17 protein-coding genes and 1 pseudogene are annotated in these 19,879 nt (G+C 41.7%); 2 read left to right on the forward strand and 16 right to left on the reverse strand.

Annotated elements, in window-relative coordinates:
• Nucleotides 1–70 precede the first annotated feature (70 nt).
• Both OH460_RS08740 and OH460_RS08745 read left to right on the forward strand, forming a co-directional pair.
• On the forward strand, nt 71–1,348 hold the full coding sequence (locus OH460_RS08740; protein ID WP_269996694.1) for a recombinase RecT: 1,278 nt from the start codon (nt 71–73) through the stop codon (nt 1,346–1,348).
• A 146-nt stretch (nt 1,349–1,494) separates the two neighbouring features.
• The gene (locus tag OH460_RS08745) at nt 1,495–3,942 is read left to right on the forward strand and encodes an Ig-like domain-containing protein (protein ID WP_269996696.1); all 2,448 of its coding nucleotides are present in this window, start codon (nt 1,495–1,497) and stop codon (nt 3,940–3,942) included.
• A 124-nt stretch (nt 3,943–4,066) separates the two neighbouring features.
• Here the strand turns inward: OH460_RS08745 and OH460_RS08750 are convergent, their stop codons facing one another.
• The 16 genes and pseudogenes from OH460_RS08750 to OH460_RS08825 form a co-directional block, all read right to left on the reverse strand.
• Nucleotides 4,067–4,591: a hypothetical protein gene (locus OH460_RS08750; protein ID WP_269996698.1), complete on the reverse strand. Its 525-nt coding sequence runs from the start codon at nt 4,589–4,591 to the stop codon at nt 4,067–4,069.
• 149 nt (nt 4,592–4,740) lie between these two features.
• Nucleotides 4,741–6,003, reverse strand: coding sequence for a DUF7146 domain-containing protein (locus tag OH460_RS08755; protein WP_269996700.1), 1,263 nt, complete (start codon nt 6,001–6,003; stop codon nt 4,741–4,743).
• 2 nt (nt 6,004–6,005) lie between these two features.
• Nucleotides 6,006–6,266, reverse strand: coding sequence for a hypothetical protein (locus OH460_RS08760; protein ID WP_269996702.1), 261 nt, complete (start codon nt 6,264–6,266; stop codon nt 6,006–6,008).
• 92 nt (nt 6,267–6,358) lie between these two features.
• Nucleotides 6,359–8,545, reverse strand: coding sequence for a hypothetical protein (locus OH460_RS08765; RefSeq protein ID WP_269996704.1), 2,187 nt, complete (start codon nt 8,543–8,545; stop codon nt 6,359–6,361).
• 57 nt (nt 8,546–8,602) lie between these two features.
• On the reverse strand, nt 8,603–10,051 hold the full coding sequence (locus tag OH460_RS08770; protein WP_269996706.1) for a DUF3150 domain-containing protein: 1,449 nt from the start codon (nt 10,049–10,051) through the stop codon (nt 8,603–8,605).
• An 82-nt stretch (nt 10,052–10,133) separates the two neighbouring features.
• A complete protein-coding gene (locus OH460_RS08775) occupies nt 10,134–11,642 on the reverse strand; it encodes an AAA family ATPase (RefSeq protein WP_269996708.1) in 1,509 nt (502 codons plus the stop codon).
• 87 nt (nt 11,643–11,729) lie between these two features.
• A complete protein-coding gene (locus OH460_RS08780) occupies nt 11,730–12,341 on the reverse strand; it encodes a hypothetical protein (protein ID WP_269996710.1) in 612 nt (203 codons plus the stop codon).
• Between the two features lie 275 nt (nt 12,342–12,616).
• Nucleotides 12,617–12,850, reverse strand: a complete 234-nt coding sequence (locus tag OH460_RS08785) for a hypothetical protein (RefSeq protein ID WP_269996712.1) — start codon at nt 12,848–12,850, stop codon at nt 12,617–12,619.
• Nucleotides 12,851–12,942: 92 nt separating this feature from the next.
• Nucleotides 12,943–14,046: a single-stranded DNA-binding protein gene (locus OH460_RS08790; protein WP_269996714.1), complete on the reverse strand. Its 1,104-nt coding sequence runs from the start codon at nt 14,044–14,046 to the stop codon at nt 12,943–12,945.
• 464 nt (nt 14,047–14,510) lie between these two features.
• Nucleotides 14,511–15,515, reverse strand: coding sequence for a hypothetical protein (locus tag OH460_RS08795; RefSeq protein WP_269996717.1), 1,005 nt, complete (start codon nt 15,513–15,515; stop codon nt 14,511–14,513).
• A gap of 774 nt (nt 15,516–16,289) precedes the next feature.
• Complete coding sequence (locus tag OH460_RS08800) at nt 16,290–16,745, reverse strand: hypothetical protein (RefSeq protein ID WP_269996719.1); 456 nt, start codon at nt 16,743–16,745, stop codon at nt 16,290–16,292.
• 1 nt (nt 16,746) lies between these two features.
• Entirely contained in the window at nt 16,747–17,142 is a 396-nt protein-coding gene (locus OH460_RS08805; protein WP_269996721.1) for a hypothetical protein, read from the reverse strand.
• An 89-nt stretch (nt 17,143–17,231) separates the two neighbouring features.
• Nucleotides 17,232–17,714, reverse strand: a complete 483-nt coding sequence (locus OH460_RS08810) for a hypothetical protein (RefSeq protein WP_269996723.1) — start codon at nt 17,712–17,714, stop codon at nt 17,232–17,234.
• Nucleotides 17,715–17,814: 100 nt separating this feature from the next.
• Nucleotides 17,815–18,234: pseudogene (radC, locus tag OH460_RS08815) on the reverse strand (RadC family protein); the annotation flags it as partial.
• A gap of 173 nt (nt 18,235–18,407) precedes the next feature.
• The gene (locus tag OH460_RS08820; protein ID WP_269996725.1) at nt 18,408–18,896 is read right to left on the reverse strand and encodes a hypothetical protein; all 489 of its coding nucleotides are present in this window, start codon (nt 18,894–18,896) and stop codon (nt 18,408–18,410) included.
• A gap of 666 nt (nt 18,897–19,562) precedes the next feature.
• Nucleotides 19,563–19,814, reverse strand: a complete 252-nt coding sequence (locus OH460_RS08825) for a hypothetical protein (RefSeq protein WP_269996727.1) — start codon at nt 19,812–19,814, stop codon at nt 19,563–19,565.
• Nucleotides 19,815–19,879 lie beyond the last annotated feature (65 nt).

Genomic DNA, 19,879 nt, shown 5'->3' on the forward strand with positions numbered 1-19,879 from the left:
TAGCTAATTATTCCTTGTGACTATGTACCCCCCATCCCGGGTGGGTACAATTTCCTAATAAGTACCGCCGATGAACTTTTCCGCATTCGAAGACATGGATCTTCATAAGTCATTCACTCTTAATGACGCCATCATGCAGGTTTTATTTAACTCAACTCAACTCTCTGAGTTTAAGCACAATGAGCATTTTGGGTTTGAGGCTTATGATCGCATTACCAGCCAGTGTGAAGACATTAAAAGCTTCAGTGCATGTATGCTAGATCAATATAAGGTGATCCCAGTTGTGAATGAAGACGGCATCAAATTCGTTCGTAACTCTACCGACCACCTTACTGTTATTAAACACTCTCTCGTCTATGATGAAGTGGTGGCACTTGATGCTCACTCACTTAAAAAAGTCGGGACAGCTTCTAACTCAACTATTAGAGGCTGCATCTTCAGTGGTGAGTACAGAGGCGAACCCATTTACGGTTACATTTCCACAGATGAGGTGTTGAGCATCCTATCGATGGACAGAGTTACTGACATTCGCTTGATTCAGTCGATGCTATTTGAAACCTCACTTTACAGAGCAATGCAGCGTATAGATCGGGCCTTATTACCAGGCCATTTCACTGAATTTCAAGAAATACACGAACTGCGCAATTTCATTCAGTTTCGCAAAGATTTATTTAGCCATGATGCTTTTCTTTCAGCATCGAAAGTAGTTAGTTCCCGAGAGGACTATTTGATGGCTGTAAGCCCCGTGTGGCGTCGCAATTTCCATGCTCAAATGACCTATTTGTGTTTTGCTCTGGCTGAACTGGCTGGTGGCCGACATCTCGAAATCAATGAAGTGAGTCGCTTAGCGTATATATGTAGTTCCGATGCCGCCTCACAAGATGCTGATTTGAGCCCAATTAACGGTTCTCATTATCTGCTACCATTGACCGATGATGGGAGCAATAAACTGTCAGTGGCCGTTAGAGAGACTGTTAACGGCAAACTGAAGCGATGTTATGACAATGCAGGCTTGCTAAACGTTAAAGCTGATGTGGTTTATAGTACTGATATCTTCGAATTGGACTCCAGCAGAGGAGTTAGGCACCGCGCCTCTAACTTTAACAATTTATCTGGAAATAGAGGGAACCCACTTGGTGCGTATTGTACGCTCACCTTTCACGATCTTACTCAAATGACAGAGTTTGTGGATATTCAGGAGTTGACCGAAGTTGCCGATTGTTCCGATGTCGAAACTTGGGGTGGTCTATTTGCTGATCGCATGAAGATCAAGCACGCAATATCAACCGCCCTATCCGCTTGTAGCTGGGACCATAAGAGCCTCTCACCAACCCTTCATCATTACTAAGTCTTTCCAGTTACTATCAACTCTCAAAATAGACGTAAGGTTATGAATTACGTCTATTGTTGTTTTAGTCAGCTTCGTTGATAATGTAAAAGCACATCTCCACGCTTTTACATAAAACTTCAATTTCAAATAAATTGGTTATTTCGATGAAGAAAACTATATTAGTCTCCGTTTTAGCTTGTGGAGGTCTCCCTGCGCTTGCTATAGCCGCTGTAGAGCAAGTGTCGTACACCGATATTTATGGTGAGAATCAAAGCTTGTCGGTTGTACAAGGGCGAACCGAGTATATCAACAACCAGTCATCAGTGTCTTTTTCTGTCAGTTCTGGCTTAGATCGACGTCTTCAGTTTATCGTAAAGCAAGGTAATGCGGTCATTTATGACACAACTACAGATGTGATTAATATCGACGACCTGATATCTGACAATGGCCGTAGTTATTATGGTAAGAAAATCTCAGCAAATATGTCCATTGATAGTGACTATACCGTTGATGTGAAGACTCTAAACCTTGCCGGAGAGGAAATCGACACTGAACACTATTTGCTATCTCGAGATACAACACCTCCTACCTCGAATGAAATAACCATCAGTTCATATGGAGGCACAACGAATTCTTTAACACCTAGCGACATCTGGTACACCGGTTATTACAGTCACAATTACTTTCAAGTAGACAACATCAAAGATAACTCTTCAGGGATCAATAAGGTTGAACTAGTTAGTTATACGACGGTTGGTGGAAAATCGGAATATAAGCGCAAGGTACTTAACTATGATGCAAGCGCTCAACTTGCCCGCTTTAACTTTAACACAGATGCTTCGTTCCTCCCGAGGGGGGACAATGGGGACACACTATTTGGTGTTGAATACCATGTAACTGACAATGCGGGAAATGTATATCGCTCTCCCATGAAAAGTCTTTACTACGATACTATTGGTTCGAGAAGCCTAGAATTAATCGCGTATCGTGAGCCCGGTAGCGGGAACGTAATGGGGGGGCAAGTGGGTTATGTCCCTTATGTATCAGGTAACACCGTTAACGAAAATCCAATTTCTGTGATGTATCGAATGCCTGCCAACGAGCACGCAAACAACCATCGTGGTGGATATTTACCAGTTGGTCATAGCAGTGTAATTACCGATCAAAATGATGGTTATTACTACATTATCTTCACTCGCCCTTACGGTTTCACAAATGGAAACTATGTACGCTTTCGCGACCGACGCTCTTGGACCACTTCAAATGTAAGTTACAACCTAAAGTTAAGCCCAAATGCTCCAAAAGCACCTGTAAGGGTTGGTGCAGCTGAGTATCTTTGGTCTGATCGTGGATGGTCATCGTGGAATAGATGGCTAATTCAGAACGACATACTACCAATTACCATAAGCGGTTCCAGACAGAAAGTAGAACCACGCCCCTATATTCAACGTTGGGTGCATGCAGGCCATGAGTGCCTAATCCCTATTGGCGCTGAGTATTGTGAAATCCGCCATGACCCTTGGCAACTCAAGAAAGGCAGTTCATCCTACTTCCATCAAGGATCGACAATCGAATCTCAAGACAAAAGCTTGTATGGATCACCGTCATGGGCCGATGCAACCTATAACGACCAGTACTACCCAATAATCTCAGACATTTCGAAAAATGGTATGGAGCTAGTAGCAAACATAGAGCAACCCATGGCTGGGTCCTGGTTTGACAATTTAAGGCTTCGAGATGTTTGGCTTGAAGATGAAGCAGGCAATAGGCTCTCCATTACCAGAAAGGCTTTAACTAGGAATGGAGTTTACTACGAGGCTGTCTTCGATCTTTCAACGCTAGAAGAAGGCGAGCACCAGATCTATGTCGCTGCAGATGAAAGGCATGGCCCATTAACTAAAAAAATAGCTTTTTCTTACTTGAGTGACCGGAGCGAACCAGAGGTGACGATTAATTATCACGATGTCGCGGTTCCTGAGACAATTGCTGACTTACGCGATCTTGAAATTAATATCTCTGATATGTTGAGCGAAGTAAAAATAGACTCACTTTCCCTTGTAAGTACTGATGGGCTAGTAGATGTAACGCTGGGTTATACCCTAAAGTCTAGTGACTCCAATGGAAGGAATAAGGTATTCCAACCCGAGCTTCCACGGTTGTTTCCTACTCTAGAACAAGGGGTGAATTACGTATTAAAGGTTAACGCCAGTGATGCTTATGAAAACCAAAATGCACTGGAAATTACTTTTAAGTACCTTCCAGACAACCTTATCCAACTGGGAGTCATTGATTACCTTCCGGTTAATATTCCTCTACTAGATGAAGACGACAATTCGCTTGCCTCCATTACATCAAATGAATTGAAGCTCGATGATGGTAGGATGGCAACCGGAGAGCAAAAGGCGTTTGTAAGCTTGAAATCTTCAGCTGAGTTTGCGATACGTGTTGACGCCAACACAACGGTCAGTCCAGGTGAAACAAAAGAGATCATCATTGACCTAGGAGATTCAGGAGGTTCACTCAATATACCAATTTACCCTGACAACCCAGGTGAAGATGGTATAGGTCGGGTCCTATTCGAAATACCTCAGTTAAAGTCGAAATATGACTAATAAATTTTCGTCGACTACGCGCCAAGTTATAGCTTGGCGCTCCTCAATTCTCCTACGTGTTAGATCTTTGTGCGCAACTGAATGATGAACAATCATTGAGTTCACTCCTTTTTGATTCTCAACATTATCTTCGATCTGATGGATAGTTTATCAAGCTACCGGTAATTGTAATGATGATAAACGAAACTATCGATGCAAGAACACTGAACGAGAAATCTTCTCTATTATTTTGATTCAACTCTTTGATCGCAGTGCTTGCCTGACGTAACACTCTATCTTTAAACTCAACGTAAACTACGTATTCAATATTTTCCACCTGCGTCGGTAACAAGCCTACCTTAATGCCACTTATCCCCTCATCTTTCATTCGGAGATTAGCATAATTCGCTTGTGTTCTCAGGCGTAAGAAATCAAAACCTTGCACTTTGTAATCGGCACCGTCAATCTCGTTCTTAATTATGCTGTAGCTCAAACCTCGCCCTGCGTTCCCGTGCCTTCCGTCATATGAGTATTTCGAATTAAAAACCGCCTCAACACTATACGGGGCCAATAAGACTCTGTTATCAATTGCACTATTAATTAAAATAAAAATGCTCACGACGGCTGCTGTAATTAAGGCAGGCTTTTTGATTCTAAAAGCAGTGTTCATTCTACTAATTCCTTTCTATTGATGTTGGTGACATCGTGAAGTGTATGAATGCCAAAAATTTAATATCACAAAGATAGTGCAGTACTAGAATCATCAGTGATTTGCCCCAATAAAAAAACCCAAAGAGAAAATCTCTTTGGGTTTAGTGGTTATGTGAACTGTTGTCTGACTAGTTCACCTATTTCATCCAGAGGTATGGAGTTGTAGGCATCTAGCCAATCAACACCTTTTTTACCTTCGGGTATTTCTAGTGGTGGAACGAACTTACTGCATGTGTAACCTTTCGCGACGTTTCGTTTGATAGCACGGTCCGCGGCAATTTCGCCGGGCCCTCTACCAAGAGAATCGTTTGGGTCGGGGTTATCTAAATCAATCCAAAAGTCGATTAATACATTTTCTGGCTTAATGCCTTTAATGTCCTCTTCTCGTGGAGTGAAGTTTTGCAACAAGCCGGTGTTGATCATTGGTTGCACAGGCGATTCAGAAATGATTCGCACGGCCTCCATAGTCTCAGCACCCTCTCCTAGTTGGTATAATACCGCATCGTCACCATTCTCAAGTTTAAAACGTAAAGGTTTATCATACTCAAGGTGGCTACCAAAGGGTAAGTCCCACCCCGGACCCATCATTAATTTACGGTTTTCTTCTGGAATTATTTCCCCAGTTTTCTTTTCCATAAAATGACGGTGAATCGTAGTTCTGTTGCCTTCCATATCTACAACTGGAATTAACCAGCCCGCATAGAAAGCATTAGTATGCGAATCTTTACGGAAACTTGAGTGATAACACAAGTTTGTATTAACTCGAATATGCTTTGGCATTCGATCTACATGTCCAGGTGGAAAACCTCGAATCTGCATGTGTTTGTCAAGCAGTTCTCTGGCCACGGGATGACTAATCTCAAGCCCGTTATTCCAACAGTTTGTTATTGATTTAATTCGTTTGGCCCCTTCCTCATACTCTTCAACCTTACGCTGAGCAATTTCATCGTCAGTCAAAAGAGTTTGAACTATTGGGTTTAACGTAGTTTCTGGTTTATATCCAGTTCCGCGCAAATCAGTGAAATCAACACCTGCCGCTCTGAGAACTTCCATTGCTGCATCGATGTCGTCATTAATACCGAAGTACCACTTTGCGAAGTCAATAGGGCCCTGTGAAGCGCCGCTATCGATATCATTGTGGTGCCATCTACCGTGTTGTGCGAACCCGCGACGAAATCGAAATTTCGTTGAGGTTTTTTTGCCTGGACTCTTAGGGCATGGCTTACCAGAGAGTGGTTTTTTGTTGACGTAATCAGCCAACCCCCAGTGGGTATAAACAGGAACAAAGTTTGGTATACGAGACACCAATTTGAACACGTCATTATCTTCTGGGATTGCAGTACTTACGTACTCTTGTTGTTGACCATACATAACTAACCCTCCAGGTTAATCATTACTCCCTTAATAGAATCCATCAGACTGCTAGATAAATCCATCTCCTCCAACGCTTCCAAAATATTTGCATCCTCCGCTACGCGGACCAATACGTTTGATTCAGAAAGTTTTGGATCGATATATATACCACCAGTGTTACCACGGATCTGATCTTTCTCATTGACTAGTGACCTTGCTAGGAAACCAGTTTTTGAGTTGTAAGTAATAACGTTGGTTAAGTTTTCAGTTTGATTTTGCATGTTGTAGCTCCTTTTTATTTTACAAAAAACGAGGTCTACAATCTACACCGCGAGGTAATAGATTGTTCCCTCGCAGGTGGTTTTGGTTAGGTTTATAAGTCTTTCAATGACATCTTACGCATTACACGTGGCAGGTCCTTTGCTTGCTCAATTTCAACTACGTCATCTTGGGCGAAGGGATACTTCCACTTAACCCCAACACAGATAAATTTCACTTTCACGTGGACCGAAATTGCCATTTCATAAGCTCTTTCAAGGGCCATTTGCGATCTTGCTTCTCCATCAGTGATGACGTACAAAATCTTCTTTGGCTCCGTTCGGACACTTAAGTTTGCTAAAGCGGTAACTAATGCCTCGCCCGTTGGAGTGTTACCCTTTGGTGCTCTCCCTAATCTGCCAAGTAATGTTCTTGGTTTCTCGTTAAACGATTTATAAGTTTGCATTGTCGGGCCTAAGCCAGACGGACCCGCAAACTTTGCTGCTTCGCATGGGATACCCAGACCTTCTAGTACATTGGTCATTGCACCCACAGTTATCTCAGCAACTTCCATTCGAGTTAACGAATTACCATTCCCATCACTGGATGAACGCTTCATTGAGGAAGAAGCATCAACAAGTAGTGAAACTGCAGCATTATCACCTTCAGTTACGGTTTCTTGTCTCATTGCTTTCCCATCAGTAAGGACACGATTCAATCTCGAACTATCAAGATCTCCACGCCTTCCAAATGATTCACGTTTCCAAGTTTGAGCTTGAAGCATAGCCTGTAAAGGCCTACGTATAATTGCTTCTAGTGTTCGAATTTCACGATGATGAACAAAGCGCTCATCAGTATCACGAATAGCAGCACTTCGGCATAGTTCTAGTTCTATTGAACTGTCATTTGCCGACTCATCCAAACTTTTAATAGCTTGTTTGGCTAGGTCAGTTGCTACATCAACGGGTTTATTGCGAGCCTGCTCTTTCAAGGATTCTAGTTTCTTGGCTGTAAGGCCTGAACTATCATCAGAACGATGGTGTTTAGGTGTAATACCTGATGACTCGTTATTTTTGGTTTGCTCGTTTGAAGTATTGCTAGTTGACTGCGCGCCTTGCTGTGACTTACCAGAATCGCCCTGTTGGCTTTCACCGTTAGAACCTTCTTGCTTATCACTGCCTGACTGTTCGCCTTGCTGAGACTTGCCAGAATCGCCCTGTTGGCTTTCACCGTTAGAACCTTCTTGCTTATCACTGCCTGACTGTTCGCCTTGCTGAGACTTGCCAGAATCGCCCTGTTGGCTTTCACCGTTAGAACCTCCTTGCTTATCACTGCCTGACTGTTCGCCTTGCTGAGACTTGCCAGAATCGCCCAGTTGGCTTTCACCGTTAGAACCTTCTTGCTTATCACTGCCTGACTGTTCGCCTTGCTGAGACTTGCCAGAATCGTCCTGTTGGCTTTCACCGTTAGAACCTTCTTGCTTATCACTGCCTGACTGTTCGCCTTGCTGAGACTTGCCAGAATCGTCCTGTTGGCTTTCACCGTTAGAACCTTCTTGCTTATCACTGCCTGACTGTTCGCCCTGCTGTGACTCACTAGATTTGCTCTGCTGAGGCTCTTGGTTCTGTTGAGGTTGTTCAGGCGCCAGCTTTACAAGCCAATCAACTATCTCGTTAGCTAGTGCAACATTCTCCATAGTGGATTTAGTTGTTAAGCCTTTCTCTAGTACATTTTCTAGTTCATAAAAAAATGTAGTACCAAAGTCATTCATTATCTTAACGCTACATTGTTCATAATGAGTGTGCAGAGGTGCTTTATTTCTCTTAAACGTAAAGAAGTAGTAGATATGTTGTGAAATCAGCTGCAATCCTTCTAGTTCATCAACACTAGGAAAGTAACCTTTCCTAATGTACTGAACCAACCTTCTATTGAGGATTTTTCTCACTCCTCGCCAGCGTTGCTCACCGAAAGCTTCGATATATGCATCTTCTATGCAATTAGCGATGGACTTTCGAAAGTCGAAGTACATATCTTTCTTCAACCACGTTAAAGCATCGAAATCAGTATATATGCAATGTAACGACTCATGTAATGTCTGACCTTCAGCTAATTCCACGTTTGCTCGGTTAGAAAAATCGGCATTAGGTATGCAGACTTTCTTCGTAAGCCCCATTGAACCACCAGCCTCTTCGAAGCAGTAAGCCACTCCAGATTTAACAAGTGATAATGAAACTCCGCCACCAGTTAGTGAATTAGCTATTACAGCGAGTGAGTTTTTTACGCTTTTGTTTATTGCACCCATTTTAAGATCCTTTTTGTAATAAAAGGGACCCCTAAAGGAGTCCTTTAGGGGGAAGTATTAGAAAGTTGAAAAAAGTTCTTTCAGGTCGACTTCACCAGCCAATTTTGCAGTAGTCTGCAATTGTGGCTCAGCCTCTTCCTCTACTTGCTCTTGGGTTTGAATTGTTTCATCGTTGATTTGCTCAGTCGTTACTGCCAACTCGTCAATTTCCACATTAGATGCGTTAAATTTAACAGAGCCGGTTTCAACAGTTACGCTATCAACAGTTAACTCATTCGGTTTTGTTTCTACTTTTGTTTCAACAGGACCTTCAGTTCCCGAAAGAAGCGCGTTTAGGTCAACTTCACCGTCTTTATTAGACAAATCAGCATTAACATCAACTTGAGACTCACTGCAACCGAAAAGTAACCCCTCTAGAGAGACTTCTTGTTCGGCACTTTGCGAGGCCTCTTCCTGATACTGCTCTGTCAACTTGGCGATTGCCACTGCGTCATCTTCAGTACCATTAACGTCCTTCGAAGTATTAATTAGACCAGTTAAGTACTCTGATTCACACATGCGAGACGCGAACTCATTTACTCTAACTGCTACGTCGTAGTTAGTATAAAGGTGCGTATCTTTGATGATGTCTTTATCAGGTATCGAATCGATCATTGCATCAAACTCAGCGGTAACCATTGCTAGTCGACCATCGAGTTTTTCAGCGTCCTGAGTCTTATTTCTCATGTTCTTTAGAACACTGAGGAATACTCCTTTGACCCCTGTTCTTCTGTTGTGAGGATTTGAAAAACTGTCACGGTAATTCTTGTCCTCCATAGCACGTCTTATTGTGCGTATGTTGTAGTTCCAAAAGTGTTTCATGTCCGAAGCTAATGACGAGATGATTGGTTCAATCATACCGCTATTAATTTCGACGCCTTCCGTTTTGAGAAGGTCAGTTACACTGTTGAATGAGGAGTGAATTTGTACCGCCTGAGGTGCTCCAATTCGGAATTGGAAACTAGATTTCATTGCCTCAATGCTTGGGTGATGTTTTTCAACTTCAGCTTTCAGTTTAGGGTTTAAGAGGATTTGCTTTTGGATCAAATCTGGGTAGTTATCAAGGAAGGTCATAACCTCACTATCATACTCACGCAAGTAATTTATTATCTCCTTGTAGATGAACTCTAGTTTAGAGGCCGCAACAAGAAATAATCCATTACCGAGGTTGTATCCATGCTCTCTGAAGAGTGCGCGAACATTGTCTCTAATACGCTTACCAAATGCGATCTCGGTTGGGTCAAACATCTCAACTGTAGAGTTGTGTACTTTTCGATTCCCAGTAACGTCATCACCTTTAGAGGTGACCGTTTTCAATGTCTGAACCGTTCTAAAAGGACTTGGACTCGAGACTGTTACAGGGATAATTGCAAATAACCCTTCTGCGCCTTGTGTGGCTTGAAGTGTGTTACCCACAGCTGCTTCGATGGATGTTTGTTCTGCGATTGGATGGTTAGTTCCGCTCATGATGTAGCTCCTTATAATATAAAAAAATACGGACTACATCACCAGTAGGTGAGTAGCCCTACTGGGTTGGTTTATTTAAAGATCAAATTCTGAATAGCTTTTCTGCAACCAGGTCGTATCGATACAACCCTTCACTTTGAACATAGCTTTTCAACAATTTCTCTTGTGATTTTGCTTTTATGTACTTCGTTAGTTGTTCATTGTCATTATTGAACTCTGACATTGGCTTAAAGAAGTACACCAATTCGCTTGTCTCTGGGTGAGTGTATACCGTGTGCGATCCGCGATGGTCTGCGCCTATCATCCATACCTTTGTAGCTTCCCCTTTCTTATGAAGGAACAAGCCCAAAGCAACTTCAGTTAGATCTTGATGTTCACTCGTTGGAAATTCAGCAACAGTAGGTTCAATGATTGCCGGTTGGTCAATCGCATCACCTAAACAAGTTTCCAACAGTGTTTTCATTGGTCGTTTGTCTGCAGGATCTGCACTTTGACCTATCGACATATCGTAAACTTTGCCTACGCTGCGATAGCTTTCATACTTAATAAGCAAACTTGCCCAACCCTTCATCAAACGAACTGATGTAGGAGTAGAGAAAATAAGCTCAGAATCACCAACTTTGTGTAAATCCTCACCTTCTATATCTAGATGTGAGTTTTCCAAAGCCTGCACACACAACTCGTAGAAGTCGCACATTGGTTCTAGGGTAGCGTTTAGTAAGCGAGGAAAATCTTGTTGTAAAATTTTCATCATTACAGCTTTACCTGGATACTTTGCACGAACCCAAAAGAAACGAGCAGTAAACGCTCTATCTAGTGGTTCTACTTTATACAATCCACGAGGGTCGCCAGAACCGGCGGTTTGGCCAGTTACTACCAAACGGAATTGCTCATGAGGTAAAACCTCTTCGGCTGTATCGTCGATAGTGAATGGCTTGTAGTCGGCAATATCATGCAACTTAGCAATTACCGAATCACACCCTTTGTCAATTTCGTTGATAACCAACATATAGCCCGGACCGTTTCGGTCGTAAGCAATAGGTATCAAAGACCAATCAAAGAACGTTTCACCGTTCTCAATTAGGTATGTACCGGTTACTTTATCTTCTCTTGAAGACTTAGTTAGAGATACGCTTAACAAAGGAATGTTTAGCAGATTTCCCACGTAACGTGGAAGCTCTGTTTTACCTGTACCAGTGTCGCCATAAATGCCCATAGACAAATGACGTTCGCCAGTAGCATACATAACCATGTCCACCAAAAGATCGGGGTCTGGGTTGTATGACGCGGGTATATCGGTAGGACACGCTGGGTGTCGATGCGTGCGCTGAGGGATGCTGATATTTGGCCCTGCCCAAAATTCACCAAACACATCTGTTGCTCTTAACCAGGTCACTTCACGCCAACAAGGGTGACGATCGATGATGCGCTGCTCGCGTTTTGATTTATCGAAATAAACCGAAGCAAGTTGCTCAGGGCTCATAGTGTCAAAGATAGAAAAAACATTTGAGTCATCAGTGTTAACTTCAGGCTCTTGTTTTTGTGTGTCTAGTGTTTCAGGTAATTGTTCAGCGGTATTTTCTTTAGTCATTTTGTAGCTCCTTGGAAGTAGTATATGCAAGGGCTACAACTATCCCCTACGGGTAAGTGTGCCCCGCAAAGGTGGTTTATTTTGGTGTTATGAATCTTTCTTTGAGCGCGAAAACTTTTGTTTGTTTTGCTCAATTATCGAACAAAGCATAGTGCGACAAGCATAAGACTTTAAACCTTGCTTGCTCATTTCGTCCCAATAGGTTGATGTTTGAGATAGGAAGATTTTCTTGAAATTCTGAATGTCATTCTTCTTCTCAAATAGGTAGTTAGCCAATTCATAAGCAAAACGAGTTTGCTCAATATATTGAGGAGAAGACTCACCTTCTACAGCGAATTCCAGTGCTTCTAAATACTCAGGAGTATATCGATACAATAACCATTTGGCTTGGTACCGTGCAGCTTCTTCGTTTAGGCCAAATGATTTGCAAAGTTCAATAAAACTTTCAGTACCCACGTAATGGTAAGCACTTTTGTAATATTCACTTTTAAACCCCTCAAGCCCTTCGCAATTCAAATCTTTCATAACAAGATTCATTTGCGCTCGCGCTATTCTTTCAACTTGAGTATCAGAGAACTCGAGAGTGAACATTTCCTGTTCAGGGTCATATTCATTCTTTTTAACCATAGACAGTATTTCATCTATTGAGAACTCGTTCTGCATTTTTGATACATCAATGTGTTGTGTATAAGTAGCCATCATAATTCTCCCTAGACGAATTTAATTTCTGTCTCGTTGAACTTAAATGAACAAAACTTTCGAATTTCAATCATTCGTTCTAGCTTGCCAAGACGATTTAAAACTTTCGACCCAGAAAGATCTCTCACAAGGGTATGATGGGGTGTTGATAGCGTTTGTAGGGTGTCGTTGTAAATTAGCATGAGTAGCTCCTTGAAGCGTTTAAGCCCAAAGTGAACACTACTCCCCTGTTGGGCTTGTAGTGCCCAGTAGGGTTATTGGTTTAGTGGTTAGGTTTATTTCTGTTTGACTTCTTTATTGAACAATTCTTTAGCATCAGCGTATGGAACTTCAGGTACATCCTTAATTTCCAACTTTCCACCTTCGTTAATCATCAGGTATCCCGACTTTGGGAAGAATGGTTTACGCGATAAGAAAAGTGTTACTTTTCGTCCGTCAACTTCCAGTGAATCGTAAGCTAGTACTCCTTCTGGATGTTGTCGAACACAACTAATCAATACTGAAGACATTTGCCGCCCCCCGTGTAAGATTGCCGCGCGCCTCCACTCGCACCATGCGTGCATGGCGAATTGGATCGTGTGCTTTCATTGCTTTACGGAATTTAGACATTGTATTGAGCTCCATTAGTGTTTTGATTAGGTGTAAAGAAGTGGTCTGAGTTACCAAGTTCGTTCGCCGCAATAGATGCTGCGTTAGTCATTAATTCGTCTGGAACGCTTAACTCAGTATTTGCTTTAAAGTCCGGGGTCTCCGAGATTGGAGCGCCACCTTCATTCTGGTATTGCTTAATTTGATCCAGCAAGTGTTGAGGTAAGGAGCTTACGTTAATTTGCCCCATCTCTTGTGGCACTTCCTTTTGAACAGCTTGTTGCGGTGCATTCTGCTGTACAGTTTGCTGCGGTGCATTCTGTTGAACAGTTTGCTGCGGTGCATTCTGCTGAACAGTTTGCTGCGGTGCATTCTGCTGAACAGTTTGCTGCGGTGCATTCTGCTGAACAGTTTGCTGCGGTGCATTCTGCTGAACAGTTTGCTGCGGTGCATTCTGCTGAACAGGTTGCTGCGGTGCATTCTGCTGAACAGGGTGCTGCGTTGCATTCTGCTGAACAGGTTGCTGCGATGCATTCTGCTGAACAGTTTGCTGCGGTGCATTCTGCTGAACAGTTTGCTGCGGTGCATTCTGCTGAACAGGTTGCTGCGGTGCATTCTGCTGAACAGGTTGCTGCGGCGCATTCTGCTGAACAGGTTGCTGCGGCGCTTGCTGTTGTTGTGGAATTGGAGTTCCTGGAAGTACTTGTTGAATAAATTGCCAGAATAGATTGTTGAAGTGATGAGTGTTACGCATAAGTTCAAGTGCTTGATGGTTGCCCACTTTTGCTGCTTGAAAGTAAAGGTTTGTTAAATTTTTAACACCTTTAGGCTCATGCTGTAATACTTGTCGAACAAACAATGTGACACTTTTCTGATTCTGATAGACACCAACGTTTAACTCGCCTTTGACCGCTATGGAATCACCGACGTTTAACTTAGGTCCGAACATAGTTGTTTGGTTCTTAGAAAAAACACAAGTCATCCATGAGGTTTCATTAGGTGAGTTATCTTTGTAGCGTGTATAAGCAACAGTAATCTTGAGACATTGATTTGCTGTGTATTCGATTGTACCGATGTTTCCGGCCCATTCTAGTACACTTAAGTTGGTAATAGACATGTTTTTGTAGCTCCTTAAATTTTGATGAAAGGAGCTCCCGCGTAGGAAGCGATCTCTCCCATCGGGTGGTTAAAAGTTTTGGTTTATTTGGTATAGCGCTCATTGACACAGTGAGTATCTGCTAAGTACGAACTATTCAATCCAATAAATGGTCGCAGTTTGTTACTTACGGATTACCGTATAATTAATCAAAAGATTAAGTGTTTAGTAATGCAGGGTGTTTATCTTTAGGTTCGGATAATCCAAACCGACAGGTAAACATCCTATTAAACTTAAAGAGGGAATTTTTGATATAGCTGGGGAGCCCACTCAGCATTCACCCGAAGGGTTACTAGGGCTTAACACCCACTCTACTTGTGTAGAGCTCTCAGCTGGCAGAGAGAAGATTTGATTCTTTGATAATAAGGAAATAATAGCGGGAGGTCAAGAAACCCAAGAGCAAAAATGCCCTTGAGTTTTCTTGTTTAGCTGTATTGAGCTTGGCCTTCATCTTCATACGAATTTTGAAGATCGGCTGCTGCCTGCGCTGCAAGGTCTTCGCCCATATCAACTACGTTATCATTGATAGGTTCGATTACTTGAGGGGTAGCATTGGCAACTACTGATAAATCAGGTTGTTGCTGCGCTGTCGCTTGTACTGAGTTTTGTACAGGCTCTTGCGTGGTTGGTTGAGGTGCTTGATTAGCAGCTTGAACCGCTTGTCGTGCTGCGGAACGCGCCTTTTGGCTATGTGCCTTGATAGCAATTGCTTTATCGAAGTAAAAGTTAACCTTTGATGCTAAGCAGGCAAAGTCATTTTCACGGAATGAAATTGATTGGGTTTGCTTCAACATCAAGGAAGAATTTGACTTCTCTTCGTATGTTGCTTGTTGCATCGTTGATGACATCTTTTCTTTTTGAGCGACTATCTTTCTAATTCCAGAGGTGCGCTGCTTGAGCATTCTTGCTTTAGCAGTATCACTTAGACCTAGTAGTTTAGCTTCTTTTGTAACTACAGCTGTGATAGAAGAAAATTGCTTTTGCTCTTCTTCAATATCGACTTCTGATGAAACAATAATTTGACAATCTTTGTATTTATTAACTGTTTTCTTTAAGTGTTTCCATTCAATTTTTCTTTTGAACACAGCGAGTTCCTTGATGGTTGTTCGCTTTGGTTCGCTAGGTCTATCAAACTTGACATGCTTAATTGTCATTGAACCATAAGTAGCAATGAATGAATCACATACTACAAAGTATGGATTATCAGAGCGACCTTTACTTAAGACATCTATTTCAAAATCTAAATTCTTAGATTTCTTTAGCTGTACTTTAAGTGAAGAAACTCGTGCCCTTAGAGCAGTTGAGTTTATAGTCTTGATAACAACATAAGTAACAATTGATGCTAGTGCTAAAACTAATGCAACAAGTGTAAATGCATACACAACAGTTAATTCTGCGTTAAGACCTTTGAAATAGTTAGTTAAATCCATTTTGTAGCTCCTTGAATATTTTTGCGACAGGAGCTCCCTAATAAGGGTTTAGCTCCCTTTAGGGTTGGTTTGGTTTGGTGGTTTAAAATGTAGCTTGATTATATGTATGAGTTCGGGGTAATCGCTTTGGTGTTACGCACAATTTTCCTATGTTTGGTTCAAATTGAGTTGATTCAAATGTTCCATTCATAGACCCGAACTTGTTTCCCGATCTGAGATAGCTCAGTTGGTCTTGTTTTACTCTATTATTATCGCGAATTTTTTTTATACTAAAACACTGCTTCGTTACTTTAAGATTCTTAATAACCAGAATGGTAAAGAAAAGAGCTATAGTCATAAAAAAGCAGCCTAGATAAAATATTACTGACATATGTAGATCCTTGGGTTTAATGCACTCTTCGAGTGGGTTTGGTTTAATTTTGGCAATGCCAATGGTTGAGGGTTTTGTCTTTAATTCCACATCAGACTAATGTCTCACAACAAAAACAAGTCACACGTAAGTGTTGTTGTTGAAGCAAGCTAAGCTAAGAATTGAGTCAGGAGCGACAAAATTTATAGTTAAGGGAAGGGAATTAGGAATAGCCGTTGTTTAATGAACATTCCTAATGCTCTTACTAACGATCTGAGAAGCCTCACGGCTCCACAGACAGTTAAGTTAAAGGGTAGAGTTTCAAGTGAATGAACAACGTTCTTTCTTGCTTGAACCCTTGGTTTACAAAAACACTTCAGGCTTCTTGATGAAGAGTTTTGTTTTGTTTCAGCTAAGTTATTTTTTTATTGGATCTTCCAATCAATATGAATAGGAATGGTATCAAACTCCATGTCGTCGATTGTGTAAGTACCGCCGACCATTTCAAAACCATCGTTCATAGCATAAGCAATAATTTCAGTTAAGCTAGAGGCATCTTCAACATCAATGTTAAGAGCTGCAGCTATACGAAGTTCATCAGACTGGCTAATAACGACGCCGGGAAAAAGACGACTACATTTACTAATCAGTTCAGGAACAGACCTTAATTTAACTTCAATAGTCAGATCATTTAGCTTATTCACTACTTTACAAAGAAAATGGCCAGTACTAGTTTCATTACCTTCTTCTGTATAAAGCGGTGGTATTGGGAGTCCATCAGGTTGTAAGTCGGTTTTCAAATTACCGTCACTATCCCGCCAATATTGTTCACCTGGTGTATAGGTATATCTATCACCACTTTTCACGTAGTACGTCGCCATCTTATGCACCTAACTCAATCAAGGAATCTTGTTCGTTACGTTTCCCTGCGCTGTAACAGCGTAAAGATAAACGGACGAGTTCATTTCGAAGAGTAAAGCTCCAAGGACCAATCACAACTTTAAAATTTCGTGAAATGTTCCATGGTGCCGTAGGGTGCACATCACATTGGTAGAGATTAGACAACCACCAGCCAATTAAGTTGGCTTGCTTACTGATAGCTCTAGCGAGTAGTTTATCAGTGTGTGGCGTCGTAGGTTGTCTACCTTGGTAGGCTATCGCCGAGTATGGCAAGTTTAACGTCACGTTTGGTACTTTTGCAGGGTAACCCTGAATAGTCAAAACTACTTCAGGTAAAGTAATATTGGTTGCCGGATGGATAATTGGTAAGTTCTTCATTGTAGCTCCTTATGGAGCTTCCCCTGTGTAGGAAAGCTCCCTACTGGGGTGGTTTATTTATAAATTGTGCAAGTCAAAAGACATCAGTATCAGAATTCATTTCTAAAGTAAGAAGTGAACCGAGAAAGCTCGTTATTAAACGCTTCAATCCCGTTACAGCAGTACTCTGTAACGCTGCCTTCAACATAGAGACATATCTTTAACTCTGATTCACTTGCCGTGGCAAAGTTTATCGAGTCTCCGCCTTGAATTCGTGTGTAACCTTTATCTATACCAAACAAAACGCTCATTATTGAGGGGTTATTGACTTGGTAAGAAAGCTTTTTAATTGAGGGCTTTGGTTGTTTGTTCAAGTGTCTATGTGCTAAGCCCATAAGCAATCGATACAAACGCCTAGCGCGAGTGACTGATAGCTCGCACTCATTTCCAGCTTTATTTTGAGTGATAGGTTTTACATAAGCTAATGCCTCTATTATTTCATCATCTGAAAAATAAACGGCTTTGGCATAAATTGGCATTAATGACTTACGGCTTTCAATATGCAGATGAGCTGAGATCATTGAATTAATCATAACTGTGGTTCCTGTGCTAAGTTTACTTTTCACAAAGGACGCGACTCTCCCAAGGGCTAGTATGTGGCCCCCTGTGAGGGTTGTTTAAGTAAGATTATTGTTAGATCCAACCGCGGTCTGCAAATGAAACGACCTCCCCAGCCCCAACCACAAAATGGTCTAAGACTCGGACATCAATCATCGACAAGGCATCGCAAAGTCGTCGTGTTATTTGACGGTCGGCTTGTGATGGCTCAGCGACTCCAGAAGGGTGATTATGATAAAAGATAACTGCTGCTGCATTTTGCAATAGAGCCGCTTTTACAACCTCTCTTGGATAAACTGATGCTGCACTGATAGTGCCTTTAAATAGTATCTCTTCATGGATTACATAGTGACCATTATTCAAGAATATCACCCCAAAAACTTCACGTTCTAAGTTCTGTACCTTAGTGCTTAAGTACATTTTAGTTAACGATGGAGAAGTCAATGGTTCAGTTGTGATTACGCTATCTCGCAAGTAGTCTTCTGCAAGCTTAAGCTTAATCTCATCTGGGATAATGGATTTGTAGTCTTCATAGGTTGCTTCATTGATTTCAAAGCTTCCTGGTAACTGACAAGAGGTTTTTGTGTATAGTTTGTTCATTTTGTAGCTCCTTAAAGCAAAACGGAGCTATAACCCTAGGGTTATATGCCCCGAGGGTTAGGTGTTGGTTATAATCTTGCGTCTTGGCTTACTGAGAATATAAATGAATTCATTCTGGTAGAACGGTCGACGAACAGATATTGAAAATCTGGATGTTTACTTAGGCCATGTAGCATAGGGGCTCTTGGTACATCATTGCTATGTTGGGCAATTCCTGTAACTAAGTTAAACATCTTTGTTATTGGCACTTCGAGAACAGAATAGTATTCGTCTACTTTGATACCAAAGGTTTCGTATGTAGGGTCTATATATCTGTCTCCAACCTTAATCCAAGCGTGTTCCACTGGTATGCCAACATTCACGTAACCTAGTACATAGGTTGCACTTGTGAGTTCAATAAATGAGAAACAATTGTCAAAGCAAGCTTTGAAGTTACTAATTACTGAGGCAAGTTCGCGTTCATCTTTAGTCATAGCTTCAATGTGAACAAGCGTTGATTTAGATGATTTGGTACCCAATAGGAACTCTGCTGCATCGGGTGTTGTATGGATGTCCAAGGTGTAGCTCCTTATTTAATAGAGAGGCACACCATTGGGTGGCCCAATGGGATTGTTGAAACGAATGTTGCAACCTAGGTGAAGCGATGTGGTTTATTTACGCGAATCGATGGAGATAATTCGGTTGGTTTTTTGGTCCGGTGAACGTATTGAAATGTATACCGGCAAAGGTGAAAGCCTTTGAGTTTTGCATTTTGCTTGTTGCGTCAAGGTTCGTCTAGGCCACAGTGACTGTCTGTTAACTACATTATTGAAGCGCTTAATACGATCAACTTGGTAGCTACTAACCATAAAGTGTTCATGGTGTGAACATTTAATGGTGTTGGGGAGTGTTAACGAAAAGCACTTGAATTCAAATGCTTTTGATTAACCGGGCTCACTGGTGCAAGCCCACAATTTCTACTTTCGCGTCACTCGAGATCAGATTTGAACTGACCAGCCATCTTTTTAACAAGCCCTCAGCTTTTGTATTGCTGAAACGATTGAAAATATGACCTTGCTGCAGTTCGATAAACGTTGAACCGATGGTGATTACGTTAGTGTTTGCGTTAAGCGTAGCATGCATAGTGTGTCTCCAGTTGGGTTCATCAATCCACTCTCAGGGAAAGCAGATTGAAGAACCCAACAAGAGCATGCAAAGGCACACGCTTGTTTAGGATTCTGTTGTTAGTATTGATTAGCTTTAATTACTTCGGCTATTGGCCAAGAAGTTGCAAAGCCAGCTTTCAATAACAAACTTTTCATTTCGAATAAATCTACAGCTGGTACATATTCACTGTCTGTATTACCTACTACTAAGAGTAAGTTATCAAACGCTTCGTCAGCCTGTGCAGTTGCGCGCTCAATTTCTACCTTTTCAGGGGTGAATTTTTGCGCATCAAGGTTCAGTTCGAAATCAGTTGGGTTAGGTTGGTACATGTTTAGCTCCTTAAATAGATCAAACGAGCTAAACAGATCCCAATGGTATCAGGCGTTTAGCCCGA

The sequence above is a fragment of the Vibrio sp. Makdt genome, assembly GCF_027587015.1.
Taxonomy (GTDB): domain Bacteria; phylum Pseudomonadota; class Gammaproteobacteria; order Enterobacterales; family Vibrionaceae; genus Vibrio; species Vibrio chagasii_B.